The 18,008-nt window shown below is 68.6% G+C and carries 19 protein-coding genes; 9 read left to right on the top strand and 10 right to left on the bottom strand.

Going from position 1 to position 18,008, the window contains the following annotated elements:
* Window positions 1-176 precede the first annotated feature (176 nt).
* The 5 genes from ABD817_RS25405 to ABD817_RS25425 all read left to right on the top strand — a co-directional run bounded on the left by ABD817_RS25405 (window position 177) and on the right by ABD817_RS25425 (window position 3,760).
* Window positions 177-635 carry an ATP-binding protein gene (locus ABD817_RS25405; RefSeq protein WP_344920645.1) on the top strand — a complete coding sequence of 153 codons (459 nt, stop codon included), beginning with the start codon at window positions 177-179 and terminating at the stop codon, window positions 633-635.
* 274 nt (window positions 636-909) lie between these two features.
* A complete protein-coding gene (gene amcB, locus ABD817_RS25410) occupies window positions 910-2,046 on the top strand; it encodes a cyclophane-forming radical SAM peptide maturase AmcB (RefSeq protein WP_344920646.1) in 1,137 nt (378 codons plus the stop codon).
* Window positions 2,043-2,228 (top strand): multiple cyclophane-containing RiPP AmcA, encoded by a 186-nt coding sequence (gene amcA / locus ABD817_RS25415; protein ID WP_344920647.1) that lies wholly within the window; start codon window positions 2,043-2,045, stop codon window positions 2,226-2,228. The genes amcB and amcA overlap by 4 nt, the downstream gene beginning before the upstream one ends.
* A gap of 72 nt (window positions 2,229-2,300) precedes the next feature.
* On the top strand, window positions 2,301-2,966 hold the full coding sequence (locus tag ABD817_RS25420) for a pentapeptide repeat-containing protein (protein WP_344920648.1): 666 nt from the start codon (window positions 2,301-2,303) through the stop codon (window positions 2,964-2,966).
* A gap of 32 nt (window positions 2,967-2,998) precedes the next feature.
* Window positions 2,999-3,760, top strand: coding sequence for a hypothetical protein (locus tag ABD817_RS25425; protein ID WP_344920649.1), 762 nt, complete (start codon window positions 2,999-3,001; stop codon window positions 3,758-3,760).
* A gap of 90 nt (window positions 3,761-3,850) precedes the next feature.
* On the opposite strand, the gene ABD817_RS25430 is transcribed toward ABD817_RS25425, so the two are convergent.
* From ABD817_RS25430 to ABD817_RS25440, 3 genes are all read right to left on the bottom strand, one after another.
* Window positions 3,851-4,318, bottom strand: coding sequence for a PPC domain-containing DNA-binding protein (locus ABD817_RS25430; RefSeq protein WP_344920650.1), 468 nt, complete (start codon window positions 4,316-4,318; stop codon window positions 3,851-3,853).
* 28 nt (window positions 4,319-4,346) lie between these two features.
* Window positions 4,347-5,351, bottom strand: a complete 1,005-nt coding sequence (locus ABD817_RS25435) for an asparaginase (RefSeq protein WP_344920651.1) — start codon at window positions 5,349-5,351, stop codon at window positions 4,347-4,349.
* 62 nt (window positions 5,352-5,413) lie between these two features.
* On the bottom strand, window positions 5,414-6,916 hold the full coding sequence (locus ABD817_RS25440; RefSeq protein WP_344920652.1) for a hypothetical protein: 1,503 nt from the start codon (window positions 6,914-6,916) through the stop codon (window positions 5,414-5,416).
* A gap of 201 nt (window positions 6,917-7,117) precedes the next feature.
* Between ABD817_RS25440 and ABD817_RS25445 the strand changes: the two genes are divergently transcribed.
* Together ABD817_RS25445 and ABD817_RS25450 are read left to right on the top strand one after the other, a co-directional pair.
* Window positions 7,118-8,023, top strand: coding sequence for a helix-turn-helix domain-containing protein (locus ABD817_RS25445; protein ID WP_344920653.1), 906 nt, complete (start codon window positions 7,118-7,120; stop codon window positions 8,021-8,023).
* A gap of 1 nt (window position 8,024) precedes the next feature.
* Window positions 8,025-8,264 carry a DUF397 domain-containing protein gene (locus tag ABD817_RS25450; RefSeq protein ID WP_344920654.1) on the top strand — a complete coding sequence of 80 codons (240 nt, stop codon included), beginning with the start codon at window positions 8,025-8,027 and terminating at the stop codon, window positions 8,262-8,264.
* A 168-nt stretch (window positions 8,265-8,432) separates the two neighbouring features.
* Here ABD817_RS25450 and ABD817_RS25455 read toward each other — a convergent pair whose 3' ends face one another.
* Window positions 8,433-9,398 (bottom strand): GlxA family transcriptional regulator, encoded by a 966-nt coding sequence (locus ABD817_RS25455; protein WP_344920655.1) that lies wholly within the window; start codon window positions 9,396-9,398, stop codon window positions 8,433-8,435.
* 70 nt (window positions 9,399-9,468) lie between these two features.
* On the opposite strand from ABD817_RS25455, the gene ABD817_RS25460 reads away from it, so the two are divergent.
* The gene (locus ABD817_RS25460) at window positions 9,469-9,798 is read left to right on the top strand and encodes a cupin domain-containing protein (protein WP_344920656.1); all 330 of its coding nucleotides are present in this window, start codon (window positions 9,469-9,471) and stop codon (window positions 9,796-9,798) included.
* A gap of 200 nt (window positions 9,799-9,998) precedes the next feature.
* Here ABD817_RS25460 and ABD817_RS25465 read toward each other — a convergent pair whose 3' ends face one another.
* The 6 genes from ABD817_RS25465 to ABD817_RS25490 form a co-directional block, all read right to left on the bottom strand.
* Entirely contained in the window at window positions 9,999-11,210 is a 1,212-nt protein-coding gene (locus tag ABD817_RS25465) for a CU044_5270 family protein (RefSeq protein ID WP_344920657.1), read from the bottom strand.
* Window positions 11,207-11,758 carry an RNA polymerase sigma factor gene (locus ABD817_RS25470; RefSeq protein ID WP_344920658.1) on the bottom strand — a complete coding sequence of 184 codons (552 nt, stop codon included), beginning with the start codon at window positions 11,756-11,758 and terminating at the stop codon, window positions 11,207-11,209. The genes ABD817_RS25465 and ABD817_RS25470 overlap by 4 nt, the downstream gene beginning before the upstream one ends.
* Before the next feature lie 211 nt (window positions 11,759-11,969).
* Entirely contained in the window at window positions 11,970-12,191 is a 222-nt protein-coding gene (locus ABD817_RS25475; RefSeq protein ID WP_344920814.1) for a DUF4291 family protein, read from the bottom strand.
* A 107-nt stretch (window positions 12,192-12,298) separates the two neighbouring features.
* Window positions 12,299-12,991: a DUF2306 domain-containing protein gene (locus ABD817_RS25480; RefSeq protein ID WP_344920659.1), complete on the bottom strand. Its 693-nt coding sequence runs from the start codon at window positions 12,989-12,991 to the stop codon at window positions 12,299-12,301.
* A gap of 102 nt (window positions 12,992-13,093) precedes the next feature.
* Window positions 13,094-13,531, bottom strand: a complete 438-nt coding sequence (locus tag ABD817_RS25485) for an SRPBCC family protein (protein ID WP_344920660.1) — start codon at window positions 13,529-13,531, stop codon at window positions 13,094-13,096.
* A 59-nt stretch (window positions 13,532-13,590) separates the two neighbouring features.
* The gene (locus tag ABD817_RS25490; protein WP_344920661.1) at window positions 13,591-14,409 is read right to left on the bottom strand and encodes a helix-turn-helix domain-containing protein; all 819 of its coding nucleotides are present in this window, start codon (window positions 14,407-14,409) and stop codon (window positions 13,591-13,593) included.
* A gap of 252 nt (window positions 14,410-14,661) precedes the next feature.
* Here ABD817_RS25490 and ABD817_RS25495 point away from each other — a divergent pair, with 252 nt between their 5' ends.
* Entirely contained in the window at window positions 14,662-17,898 is a 3,237-nt protein-coding gene (locus ABD817_RS25495; RefSeq protein WP_344920662.1) for an AfsR/SARP family transcriptional regulator, read from the top strand.
* Window positions 17,899-18,008 lie beyond the last annotated feature (110 nt).

The raw sequence follows: 18,008 nt of genomic DNA on the forward strand, positions 1-18,008 counted from the left end.
CTCTCGTTTTGCTCTGTTCGTCCTGTTCTGGCTCTCGGTGGTAGGGGCGGCGTCACGAGAAGTGGCGTGGAAGTGGCGATGGTTTGGCGTATTGGTGCCACGGACCGTGCGTCACGGTTGAACCCAGGCCGAGCGTGGCCTACGCCACAGGGCGTCTCGAGTGTGAGGAGACGAGGGTGCCCCCGACAGCCGTCGATTTGGTCCACCACCGAGGTTTCGGAAAGCTAGTCGACCACCGTGACATCAATCTCACCAACCATGTTGCTCCCCAGGGGGTAGCCCGTGTCGAGGTGCGCACGGCGTTGAACGGCTGGTTCAACGCGGAGCGGATCGATGACGCGGTCCTGGTGGCCGATGAACTCGTCGGCAATGCGCTCAAGCACGCCGGCGGCCCGGTCTCGCTCATTCTCGACATCTACGAGCAGTGCGCCGTCGTGGCGGTTGCCGATCGCGACACCGACATCGACGCAGTCCCGGTCAGTCCGTCCAACCCGTCGAATGACTTGGACGACATACCCGAAGACGGCCGCGGGATGTTCCTCGTGGCCCTCCTCTCGACCGCCTGGTGGGTGGAAAAGATGGAAGCGGGCAAAGTCGTGACGGCGTTCTTCGCCTCGTCCACCGGTGATCACTGATGGCTGGGCATGATCATGCACTTCGGTGCCTGTGCCGCCGTCCCTTCGTTCACCTTTCAGGTGTGAACTGCGGTGTCATCGGCGCTATGGCAGTAGGGCGGAAACTCGGTCCCTCAAGTTTTTCCCGTAGGGATACAGGCCCCGGTACCGGGCGCGCCCTCTGGATCTTGCCCGTCACACTGGTCGGCGACTTCCAATCGCCCTGGCCCGCGGCCCACCCGCCCACGTGTAAGGCCCACGATCACCATATCTCCCAGGGAAGGAACGCCAAGAGATGGAAGGCCAGTCGGATTTCAATCGGTGGTTCGGCCGGGCCAAGACCCTGGTACTCCAGCCGACCACGCTGTGCAACCTTGATTGCGTCTACTGCTACCTGCCGTTCCGGCGGCTCGGCAATGAGATGTCATCCGAGGTGGCTCGGGCCGTTGCCGCCTCGGCTGTGGATCTGACCGACTCTGGTGACGAACTGGACATTGTGTGGCATGGCGGAGAGCCCCTGGCCTTGGGACGACGCAAGTTCGCCGCCCTGCTCGCGCCGTTCGAGGAACTGCGGCACGCGGGCCGCATACAACACAGCGTGCAGACCAACGCCACCCTCATCGACGACGAGTGGTGCGACCTGCTCGCCCAGTACCAAATCCATGTTGGCGTCAGCATCGACGGCCCGGCGGCTCTGAACACCCGGCGGGTCGATCTTCGTGGCCGCCCTGCCTTCGACCGGATCGTCCGAGGCATCCGCCGCCTCGCAAACTACGGCATCCGCTTCTCTCTGATCGCTGTCGTGGGGGCCGAAGGTATCAAGCAGCCCGAATCCCTCCTGGATTTCCTCGCGGACCTGGGGCCGCACACCATCGGCCTGAACGTGGAGGAGATGGAAGGCGTCAACGACCAGCAGTGCGGGATCACCCAGGATCAGGCCGAACGCTTCTGGTATGGGGTCCTGAACTGGCGCAAGACCCACGACGGAGGACCGGCGCTGCGGGAACTCGACCGGCTCGCCGACTACCTGGGCCTCGCCCGCAGCGGGCGAGGCGACGAGTGGTGCAGATATGGCCTCGATCCGATCCCGACAGTGTCGGTGGATGGAGACGTGGTGCTGCTCTCGCCCGAATTGGCCGGCATCGGCGACGACGCCTACGGCGACTTCCTTGCCGGGAACGTCCGCTCTCAGAGCATCGCCAGCATGCTGGATCAGGCGCACCGGCTGCGCTACGCCCGCGAGTTCATGGCCGGTCTGCGACGCTGCGAAGCCGAATGCGAATTTTGGGACTTCTGCCGGGGCGCCCAGGCGTGCAACCGCTACTTCGAGAACGGCAGCTTCGCCACGACAGAGACCGACTACTGCCGCCTTACCCGTCAAGCCCTCATCACCGCCCTGTACACCGCAACCACAAAGGAGATCGCGACATGACCATGCTGGAGTACCTGGCCGCCACGGATGCGAAGGTGGTCGACAAGCTGATCGGCAGCAGCACCCCTGAGAGTCCCGGTCCGATTCAGGCCGCCAAGTTCGACAACAAGCCGAGCTGGGACAACAAGAAGGGGGGATTCGACAACAAGCCGAGCTGGGACAACTGGAGCAAGAAGAAATAGCAGATGACCGTCGTGGGCGCGGCGATCTCGCGTCCACGACGGAATCATTCACCTCCCCTGGAAGGTAGGACCATGGACACACGTACTGTGCGCGAGACGAGCGTCACGCTGCCGGACCTGGACGACGCGGACTTGGACGAGGTCGATTCGCTGGAGGGCGAGCACGGCAAGCTGCGCGACTTCCGATATGCCGACGCCCGTCTGCGTGAGCTGTCCCTGTCGGGGACCCAGCTCATGGACGGGCGCGTCATCGGCCTCACCACCCAGCGTGCCCGCCTGGACGATCTACGCCTGCACTCGGTGGAGTTCTCCGACTGCGACCTGTCCGACCTCCACTGGGAAGACAGCAAGCTCTCCCGGGTCACGTTCACCAACTGCAAAATGCTCGGCACCGTGTGGGAGGGAATCACCCTCGACGACGTGGTCTTCGAAGGGTGCAAGCTCGACCTCGCCGCCTTCACCCGCGTACGCGCCACCGGGTCGGTCATCTTCTCGTCCTGCTCCCTGCGGGATGCGCGGTTCTCCGCGGCCGATCTGAGCAGCGGCGTGGCCATTGACGACTGCGATCTCACGCTGGCCGAGTTCGACGACGGTAAGTACCGCGACCTCGACCTTCGCGGCAACGACCTGTCCGGCATTCGCGGAGTGAGCGCGCTCAAGCACATCATCATCGATCGGCCGCAGCTGCAGGGCCTCGCCGAGGCGTTCGCGGCCGAGATGGAGATCACTATCGGTTAGGACCCGGCAATCGTTGGGCGAGGGGTGAGGATATGAGCGTACGGCTGTTGTTCGACCGGTTCGATGACATCCGGGGACGCATCGACATCGGGGATGTCAGGCAGGCGGGTGACATGCCCGGCTACGACGATGGCGCGGCCGTCGTTCCCCAGGGGAACTGGATGGCACTCAGCGAGGAGGAAGCTGAACGATTCCGGCCTGCGGCCGCCACATCGCCCAACACGATGGTCGAACTCGTCAATCAGAATTTGCCGGTCTTCGCCTCCGACGATCTACCGGACCGACTGGACGCCGCGACCGCTCTCGACCCACTGGCAGGCCACTGGCCGCGTCGGCGCCTCGCTTGCGCGGTCGGCCCGCCCGGACGGCTCACCAGCACCGAGGACTCCACGACCGGTCACCGGATCGGGCTGCACATCGACAACTTCGACCAACAGCCCTACTCGACCAGACAGGACAGCCGCCGACGCCTCTGCCTCAACCTTGGACCCGGCACCCGCTATCTCCTGGTCGGCGACCTGGATATCAAGGAGATCTGCCGAGCCCTGGGCTGTGACCAGGACGGGTACTACCCGCACACCGACGACCTGCGCCGTTACGTCGCAGAAGGGCACCCGCTGCGGTGCCTGCGCATCCGGCTTGACCCCGGCGAGGGATACATCGCCCCCACGGAGTTCCTACCGCACGACGGCTCTACAAGCGATGCTCAAACGTGGTCACTTGCCGCCTTCTGCTGGGCTGAGCCGAACGCGCCCCACCTCTGCACGGTTCTTTTCGATTTCCTGTTCTTTTGACGATCGATCTTCTGGTGGCTATGAAGGCGAGCGAGACGGCCGCAGCCCAAGATCTGGTGTCCTTTGCCTCATCTCCCCGCAGATTTCGGATTAGTTCCGCTCGCCGAACGTGAGCAGCGGGACATCGTACAAACTCGGCATCCTGGGCCTGGTCAGGGCCGGGGCGAGGATTTCCACAACGATGAGTTCCATGACGAACTGGACCTTGGCGCCGAGTAGATGACTTGTGCGCCCGTCTGCGGCTTGGGCTTTCAAACCAGCGGATACGTGGATGTGGGGGGCGAGGCGGTCGTTCTCGGTGTCCCAGGCGAGTGTGCCGCCACCGAGCGCTTCGAGAGTCTCCACCTCGATCTCCTCCCACAGCGGCTTCTCCGGGTGCTTCAGCGGCTCGCAGGAGCCGACCAGCCTCGCGGAATGGAAGCCGCCGACGAAAGTCGGGACGTAGCCCGCACGAATGTTGTTTTCGGCACAGAACTCCTCCAGCGTGGGAAAGAACTCCTCACCATGGTCGATCACGACGGCGAAACTTCGGCCCGTGGCGATTTCAGTGGTGCGCATGCGGTGCTCCAGATCTCTCGCGGGTGGCTCAGCGCCTGATTTCGAAGGCGTTCGTGATCACCGTAAGGTCCGCTCCGGTGCTCAGGTGTGCGAGAAGGAGAAGGCGCGCTTTGTACGGGTCCAGCGAGCCGCCGTTGATGAGGCCACGTGCCAGCAGGTCGCTCTCGGATCCCCTGAACGCGTACGTGCTGGAGAGCACACTGCCGGCGCCGGTGCGGGAGGTGAGGACCACGGGGATGCGGGCCGCGAGTTCTTCCAAGCGTTCGACCCAGGTCGCCGGTACGTGCCCGGCTCCGAAGGCCGCGATCACGAGGCCGTCGAGGCGTTCGTCGAGTCCCTGGAGCAGGATCCCATCGCTGCCCAAAGTCGTATGGATCACCTCCACCCTGGCCTGCCGGGTGAACGGGAGCGCCACGGTCGGCCGACGCGGCAGCGAGAAGTGCGGGCGGGGTCGCCCTTCGATGACATGACCTATCGGTCCGGCGCCGGGCGAGGAGAACGCGGACGTGCTCGTACTGTGGATCTTACGGACGTGACGCGCGGCGTGGATCTCGTCGGCGAAGACCACCAGGATGCCAAGGTTCCGGAAGGCCGGGCTCGCCGCGGTGCGTATGGCGGAGAGAAGGTTCGCCGGGCCGTCCGCACCGGCCATCTCGGGATTGCGCATCGCACCGGTGAGTACGACGGGGGCGTCACCTCGATAGAGGAGATCCAGCAGGAAGGCGGTCTCCTCTAACGTGTCGGTGCCCTGCGTGATGACGAAACCGGCTGTCCCCGTGGCGGCCTGTTTGTTGAGCCGGTCGGCCAGGGCCGCGATGTCGTCGACGGTGAGCCAGGCGCCGGGCATCTGCCGGAAGTCCTCGACCTCCAGGGTGGCCTCTCCCTTCAGACCGGGCACCGCCGCGACGAGGTCCGCCGCGGTCAGCCGCGGAGTGACACCACCGGCCTCTCCGGACGGAGTGGTCATGGCGATGGTGCCGCCGAGCGAGAGCACCAGAACAGCGCGGTTCGGTTCCTGGGTGTCGAGGGCCATGGAGAGCGCCTTTCGAAAGGGCGGGTCACTGTTGCCGGGATCAAGGATCAGCCTTGTCCCCTCTATCTGTCTGGGGCAAGGGTGCTGAGGAACCGCAGGACGTTGTCGAGCGCGTCGAGGCTGATATGGCGGCTTCGGGGTCGTACGAGACTCGCCGTCCCGTGTTCGCCCAGCTCACGGCAGCGTCTGATGAGCCAGGACCACTGCATGTCCAGGTATCCGGTCAATGCGCGTAGGCGGGTCTCGGAGTCTGGTCCCCGCATCACGCTGCGGGAGCGGGCGTCGTTGAACGCCTCGCTGTAGGCGCGGAGTTCGGATCGCCGGGTGATGGTGTCGGCAGCCCGAAGAGACTCCGTACGGACCCGGTTGGCGACCACCGCACGCTGTTCCGGGACCAGGGCGAACCCATCGACTGCGGAGTATTCCGGATGGACTATGACCTGGACATGGATCCCGTGTGTCTCCATCAGTGTGATGGCCAGGAAGAGCAGGATGCGCTCGTAGCGGTTGCTTTTCGCCACCTCGGCTTCCGGTATGCAGAAGGCTCGAGACAGCGGGCTACTCGTTCCGGCGTACTGAGCTGAAAGCGCCCGCAAGTAGTCGATCTTGTGGCGGAAGAACAGCCACGCGGACGCCTGTTCGCCGGTCTGCTCACGGGTCCAGAAGACCGGTGGTGCGGAGGCTCCCTGTAGGCGTCGCTGGATGTGCTGGGCGCAGAAAGCCGAACCGAGCCAGTTCGAGCCGACAGTGGTGAGGTCGGGCAGGGTCACTCGGCTGGGGGCTGAGCGTGGCAGGGACAGATATGTGCCGAGCATGTGTCGTTCCTCATCGAGGGACCGGTCATCGGCGAGTAGTCCGTCGTCGAGTTGAATCAGTGCCCAGAGGATGCCGTAGGTGAGGTCGTCTAGAAGATGGGCTGCGGGCAGGTCGTGCGTGCCCTGGGCCGCAAACGTGGCACGTGCCCTTCGGGCGTTCGAGGAGTCGACCACATAGAGCTGGAGGTCGTCAGCCTGCTCCTGCACCCCGACGAGCAGTCCGCGTCGTGCGGGGCGCAGGAACTGCCTAAGCGCTCCGGTGTCCGATGCGTAGATGCTTACGTCGTCTCCGCGGCGGAATGCGGGGTGGAACTGTACGGCGACCGTGGTGCCGTCCAGAGCCTGCCTCCCGGTCATTTCCCAGGAGTCGGCAACGTCGTCGGTCGCGGACATGAACAGCCGGGAAGTCGGCCAGCGCTGTCCAATGATCACGGAGGCCCGCACTCCGCCGCGGTCGTGGACAGTCGCCCGCGCGTTCAGGACGTCTGGTGTCGGGCTGAACAGGTCCGCACAGGGGAAGCCGAGAAGACGTTCCAGGATCCGCGCGGTGTTCGGCCAGGGACGCCCATACCAGTCGCCAGAAATCCACCGGTCGAAGGTTCTGCGTCCCACCGTGACAGCGGCCAGGCGGGGCGAGTTCGTCTCTGCGGAGAGTGTCCGCGCCGCCTCCTCGAAGTGGGGGCAGAACACGCCCCAGCTGTTCCAATGACGCTCCTGAAGAAGGGTGCGGAACAACGTGGGGCGGGGCATCGTGACAGCCTCCCAGGACGAAGGTCGGACGAGCTCAGATCGGCACAAGCAGGGGCATATATACGAAAAAAGCAGGCGGACTCATGCGCATTGTGGCTCTGGCTAGGATGCTCTTTCGTCATTTGCTAAGCAACATGAACAAGCAAATTGTTCAATAGATTTGGTTGTGGGGAGCGTGGTGAGCCGTCACACTGACTCAACATGCCGGACATGAACAAGGCGCCGTGGTCGCTGACACTCAGTGAGATCGGCAGACGTCTTGAGGAGTTGCGCGAGAAGGAGAACCTGACCCTCGTCGCGGTCGCGAAGCACGAGACGCTGCGCGAGCGGGGGATTAAGACGGACTCAAGTGCGCTGAGCCGAATCGAGAGTGGCCAGCGCCGTCGCCTCGCGCAAGAACTGGTTGAAGCCCTCCTCGATTGTTACAAAGCCGACCCGAAGGTGCGGCGCGAGATTATCGGTCTCCTCAGCGTGGACGCGTCCTCGGCAGGTCACCGCCGGAGGCCCGCTCTGTGGCGAAGACACTCCGCGCTTCTGGGGCCGATGCGGTTCGAGGGGTATCTGAAACTGGAGCCACATGCCTCTGTCCTGCGCAACTATGAGCCCCTCCTCGTCCAGGGCCTGCTTCAGACGCCGGAATACGCTCGCCACGTCATCGAGAGCATGCGCACCGAACTAAAGCCGGTCGAGGTCAGGGGTCTTGTGGATGTCCGTATGGACAGGCAACGGAAGATCGCTGAAGGGGCGCTCCGTGAGTTCCAGGCTCTCATCGAAGAAAGCGCCCTGCGGCGCGTCGTTGGCGACCGGCAGGTGATGCGGGACCAGTTGGAGCGTCTGCTCTCCGCGTCCGAACAGTCCAAGAACACCATCCGGATCCTGCCGGATACGATCGGGTGCCACCCGGGTCTCGGCGGTCCGTTCGTACTGATGAGTTTTCCTGAGGCCACACGCGACGTCGTGTGGGTGGAGACCATGAACCGCTCGGTGTACTTCGAGGAAGAGTCGGATGTGGATCGCTACGCTGAGGTCTTCGCCGACCTGTGGAAACGGGCACTGGAGCCCGACGGCACGCGCGTTCGTCTCAAGAAAATGATCAAGGAGCTGTGACGTGAGTGTCAGCAAGCCCGACCCTTCTGCGTTCGACTTAACGGATGTGAAGTGGCAGGTTTCCTCCCACAGTGGAGGCGGTGGCAACTGCGTCCGGATCGCGAGCAAGAACGGCTACATCCTGGTCGGCGACTCCCAGAACCCCGACAGGCTGCCTCATGTGTACACGCTCACAGAGTTCAGGGCATTCGCCCTCGGCGCCCGTGACGGTGAGTTCGATCACCTGACCGCACTCGACTGATCGCGACGCCACTTCATGGTGGCGGCCGGCCTCTGACCATCGGCTCCCCGGCCGCCCCCGCGATCCGATCTCCACCTGACCTCGTACGGCGGTTGGGTAGCGGCACTTCGCGATCACGGATCGTGCTGTTCGGTATGTACGGCGTCGACCTGCTCCGGCGAGTCCGTGTCACTGAGAAGAGGGCGCACCGCCGCGGAAGGCGCGGCGGTAGGCGGTGGGGGTGGTGCGCAGGGCGCGGTGGAAGCGTCGGCGGAGGTTGGTGGCCGAGGAGAGGCCGACCCTGACGGCGATCGCCTCGACGGGAAGGTCTGTCTCCTCCAGCAGGGCCTGGGCGGCCGCGATCCGTTTGCCGAGCAGCCACTGGCCGGGGCTGACACCGAGCTGTTCGGCGAACCGGCGGGCGAGGGTGCGAGGGGAGACCCCGGCCCGGGAGGCGAGGTCATCGGCCGAGAGGGGTTCGTGGAGTCGTTCGGTCACCCAGTCGAGCACGGGGGCCAGGGAGCCGGGCGGGTGGCCGGTGGGAGGGGGCGCGGCGTACTGCAGCTGCCCGCCTTCGCGGTGTGGCGGCATGACCATGTGCCGGGCGACCTGCGCGGCGTAGGCGGCACCCTGGTCGGCACGGACCAGATGCAGGCACAGGTCGATACCGGCGGCCGTACCGGCGCTGGTGGCGACGTCGCCGTGGTCGATGTAGAGGGTGTCGGGATCGACCTGGACGTCCGGGAAGCGGGCCGCCAGCTCGGCGGCCATTCGCCAGTGCGTGGTGGCCCGGCGGTGGTCGAGCAGACCGGCCTGGGCCAGCAGGAAGGCGCCGGAGCAGATCGCGACGGTCCGGGCCCCGCGCCGATGAGCCAGCCGCAGCGCGCGCACCACGGCGGGCGAGGCGGGCGTGTCCGGTCGCTGCCAGCCGGGGATCACGACCGTGTCGGCGGCGTCGAGCGCTGCCAGGCCCGCGGTCACCGCCATGTCGTAACCGGCCAGAGTGGGCATCTGCCCCGGGTGCTCGGCGCAGACCTCGAACTCGTAGCGGACGGGCAGGCCGGGACGGCGCACGCCGAAGACCTCGGCAGCGCACGCGAGTTCGAAGGTGGACTGCGGCGGGAGGACCAGGGCGACGACGCGATGAACGGCCATGGCAGGAAAGTACCGGAGGATGTCATTCTGGACACTGGGCGGTCTGACCGTACCCGGCCACGATGGGCTCATGAACGAAGAACACGACGGCGTACAGATCCTGAACGTCGATGAGGTCGAATCCGTTGAGGTCGCCTCCGGCATCTTCCGGCGGCTGCTGCCCACCACCGAGTCGGCCCGTGGCTGGGTCTACGACTTCGCGCCGGGCAGCGAATGGCCGGAGGTCGACGTGCACGACGGGGAGGAGCGCTACTACGTCGTGTCCGGCGAGTTCATCGACAGGGGCCACCGGCTCGGGCCGGGCAGCTACGTGGTGTTCGCCCCGGGCAGCACCCACCGCCCGCGCACGGAGACCGGGGCGCGCATGCTCGGGATCAGCATCCCCCGGCGCCAGGTGTGATGACCTGAGAGTGCCCGCAGGTAGCCGATCTCGTGGCGGAGGAACAGCCGTGCGGACGACTGTTCCCCGGTCCGCTCACGGGGCCAGAAGGCCGGCGGCGCGGAAACCACCGCCGGCCCCCGCGAGCGGCGGGTGATCACTGAGAGGGCGCCGCGCCGCTGACCTCTCTGCCTCCCTTCGCGCGCGGTTCGGTGAGCGGCTCAGTTCCGTTGCGCGGGCAGTTTCGGCCGTTCGTCGGTCCAGCCGATCGCCTGGTACGAGGTGGAGTGACGGATCTCCACCTGTCGCCCGTTCGCGAGCTTGCCCACGATCGTCCACACCTCGGCGAGAGGCAGGCCGGTGCCGGGATCGACCACGAAACGGATCTCGGTGAACAGGCCCGGCTCCTCGTCGTCTATCAGCTGATAGCCGAGCGCCTGCCCGCGCCTGCCCAGCGGATCTGTGACCTCCCCCTCGGCCCGTATGCCGGGAAGAGACGCGAGGATCCGGTACGCGGACGCACGAGCCTCGGGGGACACCGGCAAGCTACTGATGATCCGCATGCAGGCTGACCGAAGGTGCTGCACCGTCACCTTCTCCACGTCTACCGCGACATCAGGGTCCGCTGTCAGCCGCCGGATGATGCGCTCTTCCAGGTAGGTCCTGAGCTTCTCGGGCTCGCTGGGGATCGCGCGCACCTCCTTCCAGGTGATCGGCTCTACCGTCAGGTCACCGGCCGTGTCCTTCCAATGAAGTCGCTCGGCGGTTCGCTCACCCGCTGCGGCCTCCAATGGCCCGAATGGGACGGCGAACTGTTGCTCCCACCTGTTCTTGGGGTCTCGCCAGTCCTTGGGGTATCGCCAGCTGCTGGGCGCGCCCGCGGCCCGCCAGGCCGCCTCGTCCTGCGGGGTCGCGGGCTTGACGCCGAGATCCTGGCCGATGCGCCAACTCCGCAGATCCGGCCGCTTCGCCAGCCATTGCTCTCCAGACCGCCCTTTCTCAAGCACATAGCTGCGGGTGGGGTCGATCAACATCGCCCGGTTGACCGTCGCGATACGCCAATAGTCGCCGTCCGCACGGGCCTGCTCCGTGGCGGCGGCGGCGGCGAGCAGGATCTGCTGGGCGGTCGGTTCGGCCGTCGCGGACACCGACGTGTGGGGTTGGGATGCGATGGAGATCGTGCTGTCGGACAGCATCGTGGGGGTGATGACCGCTACCGCGACGGCCGCCGCGGCCAGGCCGAGCAGGGCGCGGCTGGGGGAGGGCATGAGCCGTCGCCGGGCCGGGGTGTTCTCCGGCGAGACGATTGTCGGGGTGTTCTCCAGCGAGACGATCTCCGCCAGCAGCGCGTCCGCCCCCGCGGTGGACGCCCGGCCGGCCAGGTCCTCGTCCAGCACCCTCGCCCGGCGCTTGAAGGTCTGGTCGTTGTTCATCGTGACTCCCTCTCGATGAGCGGCCGTGCTGCGAAACGGGCGGCCGATGGGCGGGTCTTCTCCAGGGCCTTGGCGAAGCGCCTGCGGGCCCGGTGCAGGCGGATACGGGCGGCGTTGCGGGAGCAGTCCAGCACCGCGGCGATCTCGCCGGGGTCGAGCCCCTCCCAGAGGGCCAGGGCCAGCAGTTCACGATCGCCGTCGGAGAGCATGCTCATGGCCTCGTCCACGCCGTCCTGCTCACCGTGGCGGGAGGGGGCGGTGTAGAGGTGTGCGATCTCGTCGGTGAGTTCGGTGTGCCGGGTGAGTCTGCGCCGCTCGCTCCGGCGATGGTTGGCCAGGACCCGCCGGGCCACGCCGTACAGCCACAGCTTGCCGCCCTCACCGTCGGGGAGCTCGGTCATCCGCCGCCAGGCGATCACGTAGGTCTCGGCTACGACGTCGGCGGCGTCCTCGGGAGAGGAGCACCGCCGCACGGCGTATCCGAGGATCTGCTCATGGGTTCGCCGGTACACCGCCTCGAACCGGGACCGGTCGTCTTGTTCACTCACGCGTCATCCTCGTCAGACCTTCCGAACGCTGCGGGCTTTCAATTCCTACGTGTCCGCGGGCGGCGGCAGAATTTCAGACCGGGAACGGAACGGCTGAGCCGATCGGAGCGAGTCGGCGATCAGAGGGCGGCGTACTCGGCGCGGGCCTGTTTCCGCCGCCGGACCACGCGGCCGTGATCGAAGCGAGCCGACGCCTGGCGTTCATGATCGCTTACGGGCGCAGGTGAGCCAGAAGTTCGTCTCCGGCGGGGTAGGGGCGCTCTTCGGGGAGGAGCCGGGCCGCGGTGTCCGGTTCGCCCTCGCGCAGGAGTGTATGGATCTCGCGGGCGAGTGGGGTGACGTCGGTGATGGCGACCGTCCACTCGTCCGCGTACCGGCGCGCGATCTCACCCGAGAGGCCGAGTTGCAGGGAGCGATAGGGCAACGGTCGCAGGCGGAGATCGCGTTATCGATTTACCAACCGCCCTCTTCGGATGCGCCCATACCCCTCCTCCGGTCCGGCCGCGCCGGCGACGATCGCACGGACCGGCCGGCGGGGCGTCATACCGGTGTGGAGACCAGTGGGTCTTCCCGGCGCTGCTGGCGACGGGCCAAGGGGGCCAGCGTGCGCTGGACGATGAAGTACTCGGCCACCAGGACGTTGCCCAGGATGGACGCCCATACGGCGGCGGTGTAGATCGGCTCGAACCCCGCCGAGGGGGACAGCTGCAGCCCGAGGAGCAGGTAGACGCGCAGGGTGACCGCGGCGAACGTCAGGGCGTAGTTGCGGATCATCCAGATCCGGTGCAGTTGCACCTCGCCGCGGCGGATGTGCCGGTAGGCCATGGCCAGGGTGTACAGCCACGCCGCCACGAGGATGAAGAACGCGACCTGGACCGCGAAGCCGCTGATCGTGATCGCGGCGTTCACCGCGGCCGCGATGGATGCGATCACGATGGAGATCATGTACACCCGGCCGACGACACGGTGCACCTTGGGCCGGCGGACGCGGAGGCGGGTGACGAACTGCACCGGCCCGAGGGCCAGGGCGAGGCCACCGGGGACGGCGTGCACCATCAGGGACAGGTAGTGCAGCGCCACATCCGGGTTGAGCGGCAATGGGACGTCGGCCGCGTCTCCGCTCAGGTACGGCGGCACCGACCCGACGGCGAAGCCGACCGCGGACAGCGCCATCAGCCCCCACAGCGCCCACCACCTCCGGCCGCGGATGGAGCGTGCTCTCGTCGTGGACATCGTTGTGTTCCTTCACTGTCTCGGGTGGTCGGGGAACGACTGGCGGCCGCGGCGGGGGGGCGTCGCGCCCCGGACCTCGCCGCCGCTACGAGGAGGTGCTGATCACCCGTCGGTGGCGTTCGCGTACGCGGCGAGACCGTCGGCCATGCGTTGCATGAAGCGGGTCAGGTACCACCGCCAGAAACCACCCGAGAGCGGCATCCTGGGGTCAAAGGTGGCGGACCACGCGATGTGCGTGCCCCCGCCGGGCACCGGGGCGAGATCGATGGTCCCGCGGTACGAACGGAAGGCCCCGTTCACGGTGTCGTAGACGAACCGCCGGTTGTCGATCAGTTCGACGATCCGCTCCCGGGAGACGCTGCGGCCGGTGCGGAAGATCCTGGTGTCGCCGACCTCCTGCCGGTCTTCGGGATCGCCGCTCTCGACGTCGGCGGAGTCGATCGGCGTCCACCGGGGCCAGGTGGCCGCGTGGGTGAGCGCCGCGAAGACGGCGTCGGGAGTGGCCCGCGAGCGTGCGGTCACGCCATAGGAGTACGGCATGCGCCCAAACGTAGGCACTGCCGACTTCGCTGAACATGCGGGCGATTGCGGTCGATCGATCAGTTCTTGCGGTACGTCGAGGGGCGGACCCCCGTATGGCGCAGGAAGGCCGACGACAACGCGCCCGGACTGGCGAACCCGCACCGCGTGGCGATCTGCTCGATGCTGAGGGAGCTGGTGGACAGTAGCCGCCGCGCCTGCTCGATCCGTAACCGGGTGAGGTACCGGTGCGGTGTCTCGCCGGTGGTCTGCCGGAAAACACGGACAAAGTGGTACACGCTCAGATGGACCTCGATGGCGATCGTGGCCAGCGTCAGAGGCTCCGCCAGGCGCTCCCGCATGATGGCGACGCCCGCCCGGACGGCGGCATGCTCGGGACCGGGCAGGCGCACGTCCCTGCCGAGGGTCAGCACGTGCGTCGAGAGGAACGCCGCGGCGGACTCCGCGTACAGGTCGCCGGCGTCGCGGGTGCCCGGCAGCGCGCGGAGAAGCTGCTCGACGACCGGATCTCCCGCCAGGAGGGCGGCGGCCAGCCCCTCGAAGTCGGGCTCACGATCGCCCAGCGCCCCGGTGGCCTCCCGGACGGCCGACGAGGGAATGTGCACCTGGATGGTCCGCAACCTGGACGTCGCCCGATACGTGACGGAGGTGGCGCGCCCGGGAACCATGAGCTCCAGGTGGCCCGGCACCCACCGCCGCCCAACGGGCTTCCCGCCGGTGTACAGCCGAACGTCCGCGTTCCCCGCCACACACAGCGCGATGTGCAGGTCGGACACCGCGGGCATCGGAAGGTGCTCGGCCTCGGACACGTGGTCGAAGCTCTGTACCAGCAGCGATCGCCAACCGGCGTCGTTCCAGCTGTTGTACGTGTGCCGCACATACGCTGGTGTGTCGAAATCGGCATAAGACGATGTATCGAAGCCGGGCGAATCGCACACACCACGAGTCTAGTCGGCGGTCAGACACCTGACACGGCTCCAGAACCAGGGCTGCCCGGCGGCCCGCGGAGCCGGGCTCGTCCGTGCCCTTCCTCCGGTTCGGCCGGTGAGCCGGGAGGTCATCCCGTGTCTCGTGGGACTACGGTCCCCTCCGTACGGATGTCCCTTCCTTCGCGAGGGAGAATCGAGGTTGTGCGGTTCGGCGTCCTCGGTCCCCTGGAGGTGCGGTCCCCCACCGGGGAGGAGATCTCCGTGGGCGGGCCCCGGCCGCGTGCCCTGCTCGTGATGCTGCTGCTCGACGCGGGCCGGGTGGTCGGCGTCCAGCGTCTGATCGACGGCCAGTACGGCGACGATCCCCCCGCCGGGGCCGCCAACGCGGTGCAGGCCCAGGTCTCCCGGCTCCGCCGGAGCCTGCCCGGCGAGGTGATCGAGTTCCACGGGACCGGCTACCGGCTCGTGGCCGACCCCGACGACGTCGACGCCCACCGGTTCGAACGACTGGCCCACGAGGGACGGCGGCTGCTGGCGGCGGGCCGCCACGCGGTCGCCGTCGGGCCGCTGCGGGAGGCGCTCGCCCTGTGGCGCGGGCCCGCGCTCGCCGACCTGCCCTTCGGGCGGGCGTCGGCGGACCGGCTGGAGGAGCTCTGGCTGGCGGCGACGGAGGACCTCGCCGAGGCGGAGTCGGCCCTTCCCGAGGGCGGTCCGGCGGCTTCGGCGGCTTCGGTGGCGGAGCTGCGGCGGTTGGTGGCCGCGCATCCGCTGCGAGAGCGGCTCAGAGGGCAGCTGATGCTCGCCCTGCGGGCGGCGGGGCGGCGGGCCGAGGCGCTGGCGGTGTTCGAGGAGGCTAGGCGGCTGCTCGCCGAGGAGCTCGGCGTCGATCCCTCGCCCGAGCTCGCCGCGATCCATCTGGCCGTCCTGCGCGCCGAGCGACCCGAGCCGCCGCCACGGCGGGGGCTCGCGGCCCAGCTCACCAGTTTCGTGGGACGCGAGCGGGAGCTGGAGCGGATCGACGCGCTGCGCGACTCGCGGCTGATCACGATCACCGGGCCCGGCGGCACCGGCAAGACCCGGCTCGCGATCGAGGCGGCCGGACGCGGGCGGCGCGAGGTGTGCTTCGTCGACCTCTCCCCGCTCGACGGTCCCGTTTCACCCGGTGATTCCGCTTCGTTCCGCGACTCCGACCTGTTCGACGGTTCCGCCCCGCCCGGTGGGCACGGTCCGGCCGGTGGTGGTGACCAGGTGGCGCGGGCGGTGTTCGGCGCGCTCGGGTTGCGCGAGCCCGGGTTCCACGCGCCGCGTCCGGCCGACCTCGTGGAGCACCTGGTGGCGGCACTCGCCGGGCAGGAGCTGCTGCTGGTCCTCGACAACTGCGAGCACGTGAACGCCGCCGCCGCCACGCTGGTCCGCAGGCTGCTGGGCGAGTGCCCCGGGCTGACCGTCCTGGCCACCGGTCGCGAACCCCTGGGCATCACCGGAGAGACGCTGGTGCCGCTGGCACCGCTGGAGACCCCGCCGCCGGACTCCTCGCCGTCCGTCGCCCTGGCCGGCCCGGCCGTGCGGCTGTTCGCCGACCGGGCGGCGGCCGTACGGCCGGGATTCGAGGTGCGGCGGGCCAACGTGGAGACGGTCATCCGGATCTGCGCGGCGCTGGACGGACTGCCGCTGGCCATCGAGCTGGCGGCCGCGCGGCTGCGCTCCTTCACCGTCGAGGAGATCGCCACGCGCCTGGCGGAGCACGGCCGGTTCCGGCTGCTGTCGCGCGGTGACCCCACGGCGGCGGCCCGGCACCGGACCCTGCGCGCGGTGGTGGAGTGGAGCTGGGACCTGCTCTCGCCCGGCGAGCAGGTGCTGGCCAGGCGGTTCTCCGTGTTCGCGGGAAGCGCCTCCCTGGAGGCGGCCGAGGCGGTCTGCGAGGTGGAGGACGCGGCCGGGCTGCTGGCCGACCTGGTGGACAGGTCGCTGGTCGAGACGGACGGCGACCGCTACCGGATGCTCGACACGATCAGGCTGTTCTGCGCGGAACGGCTGGCCGAGGCGGGGGAGGAGGACCGCCTGCGCGGCGGCCACGCCCGCCACTTCCTCGACCTGGCCCGGCGCGCCGACCCCCACCTGCGCCGGGCCGAACAGCTCCACTGGCTGGCCAGGCTCTCCGCCGAGCACGGCAACCTGACGGCCGCGCTGCGCTGGGCCGTACGCGACGACAGGGAGACGGGGTTGCGGCTGGTCGCCGCGCTGGCGGCGTACTGGTGGCTGGGCGGCCGACGCGGCGACGCGGGGGAGGCGGCGGCCGAGCTGCTCGCGGCGACCGGTCATCCCCTCGCCGGGCTGGAGGAGGAGTACGTCATGTGCGTGGCGCACGCCCTACCCCGGCCGTCACCGGAACACTGGGAACGGGCCGAGGCGATCATGTGGTCGCGGGACCGGCCGCTGCGTTACCCCTTCGCCGCGGCACTGTGGGGCATGTCCGCCGGGCCGCCCGAGTCGGTGTCGCCCGCCGGGCCCGAGATCGACCGGCTGTTCGGTGTCGATCCGTGGAGCCTGGCCCTGGCCGGGCTGAGCCGCGCCCTGCTGAAGGTGCTCGGCGGTGATCCGGCCGGGGGCGAGCGGGAGCTGGAGGAGGTGCTGGCTCGCTTCAGGTCCCTGGGGGAACGCTGGGGGACGGCTCAGGGGCTCGACTGGCTGGCCCTGGTCGCGGGCTGGCGTGGGGAGTGGGGACGCGCCCGCGACCTGTGGCGGGAGGCGCTGGAGCTGCTGGAGGAGCTCGGTGCCCTTGAGGAGACCGCGGACGTGCTGGGCCGCCGGGCCGAGGCGTTGGTCCGCGAGGGCGACCTCGCCGCCGCTGCCGCCGACCACCGGCGCGCCGGGGAACTCGCCCGGAGGGCGGGTGCGCCGGACGTGCCCGCCGCGACGCATCTGGGGCTCGGGGAGATCGCGCGGCTCGAAGGCGATCACACCGAGGCCCGTCACCGGATCGGCCTCGCGCTTCGAGGGGCGGCGACCGGGGCCTTCGGCGCGGAGTCGGCGCGGGCGCGCGCGCTCACCGCGCTGGGACGGCTGGCCGAGGCCGAGGGCGATCTCGCCGGGGCCCTGCTCCACCATCGCGAGGCGCAGGCCCGCGCGCGCAGGTCGCCACTGGCGGTGGACCTCGCCGACGCCGTCGAGGGCCGGGCGGGAGCCGACCTGATCGAGGGGGAGGGGACACGGGCGGCACTGCTGCTCGGCATGGCGGTGGCGCTGCGCGGGACGGCCGTGGCCGGTGACCGCGACGTCGCCGGGGTCGCCGCGGGCGCCCGCGACCTCGTCGGCGCGGAGGCGTTCGCGTCGGCGTACGCCCGAGGGGCCGCGATGCGCCACGACGAGGTGCTCGCGGCGCTCGATCCGGACGACGAGTGTGACGTGGACGACACGGATGACGTGGACGACGGCTGAGAGCGGCCACTCCGGGAGAGGGAGAGACGCACGGTTGTGAAGGTGGCCGATGGGGCTTGGCGGGGTGCTCGCGCCGCTCGGTTCCGGGGGTGGTCGAGAGCGTCCGGTGC

The organism is Streptosporangium oxazolinicum (assembly GCF_039537505.1).
GTDB lineage: Bacteria > Actinomycetota > Actinomycetes > Streptosporangiales > Streptosporangiaceae > Streptosporangium > Streptosporangium oxazolinicum.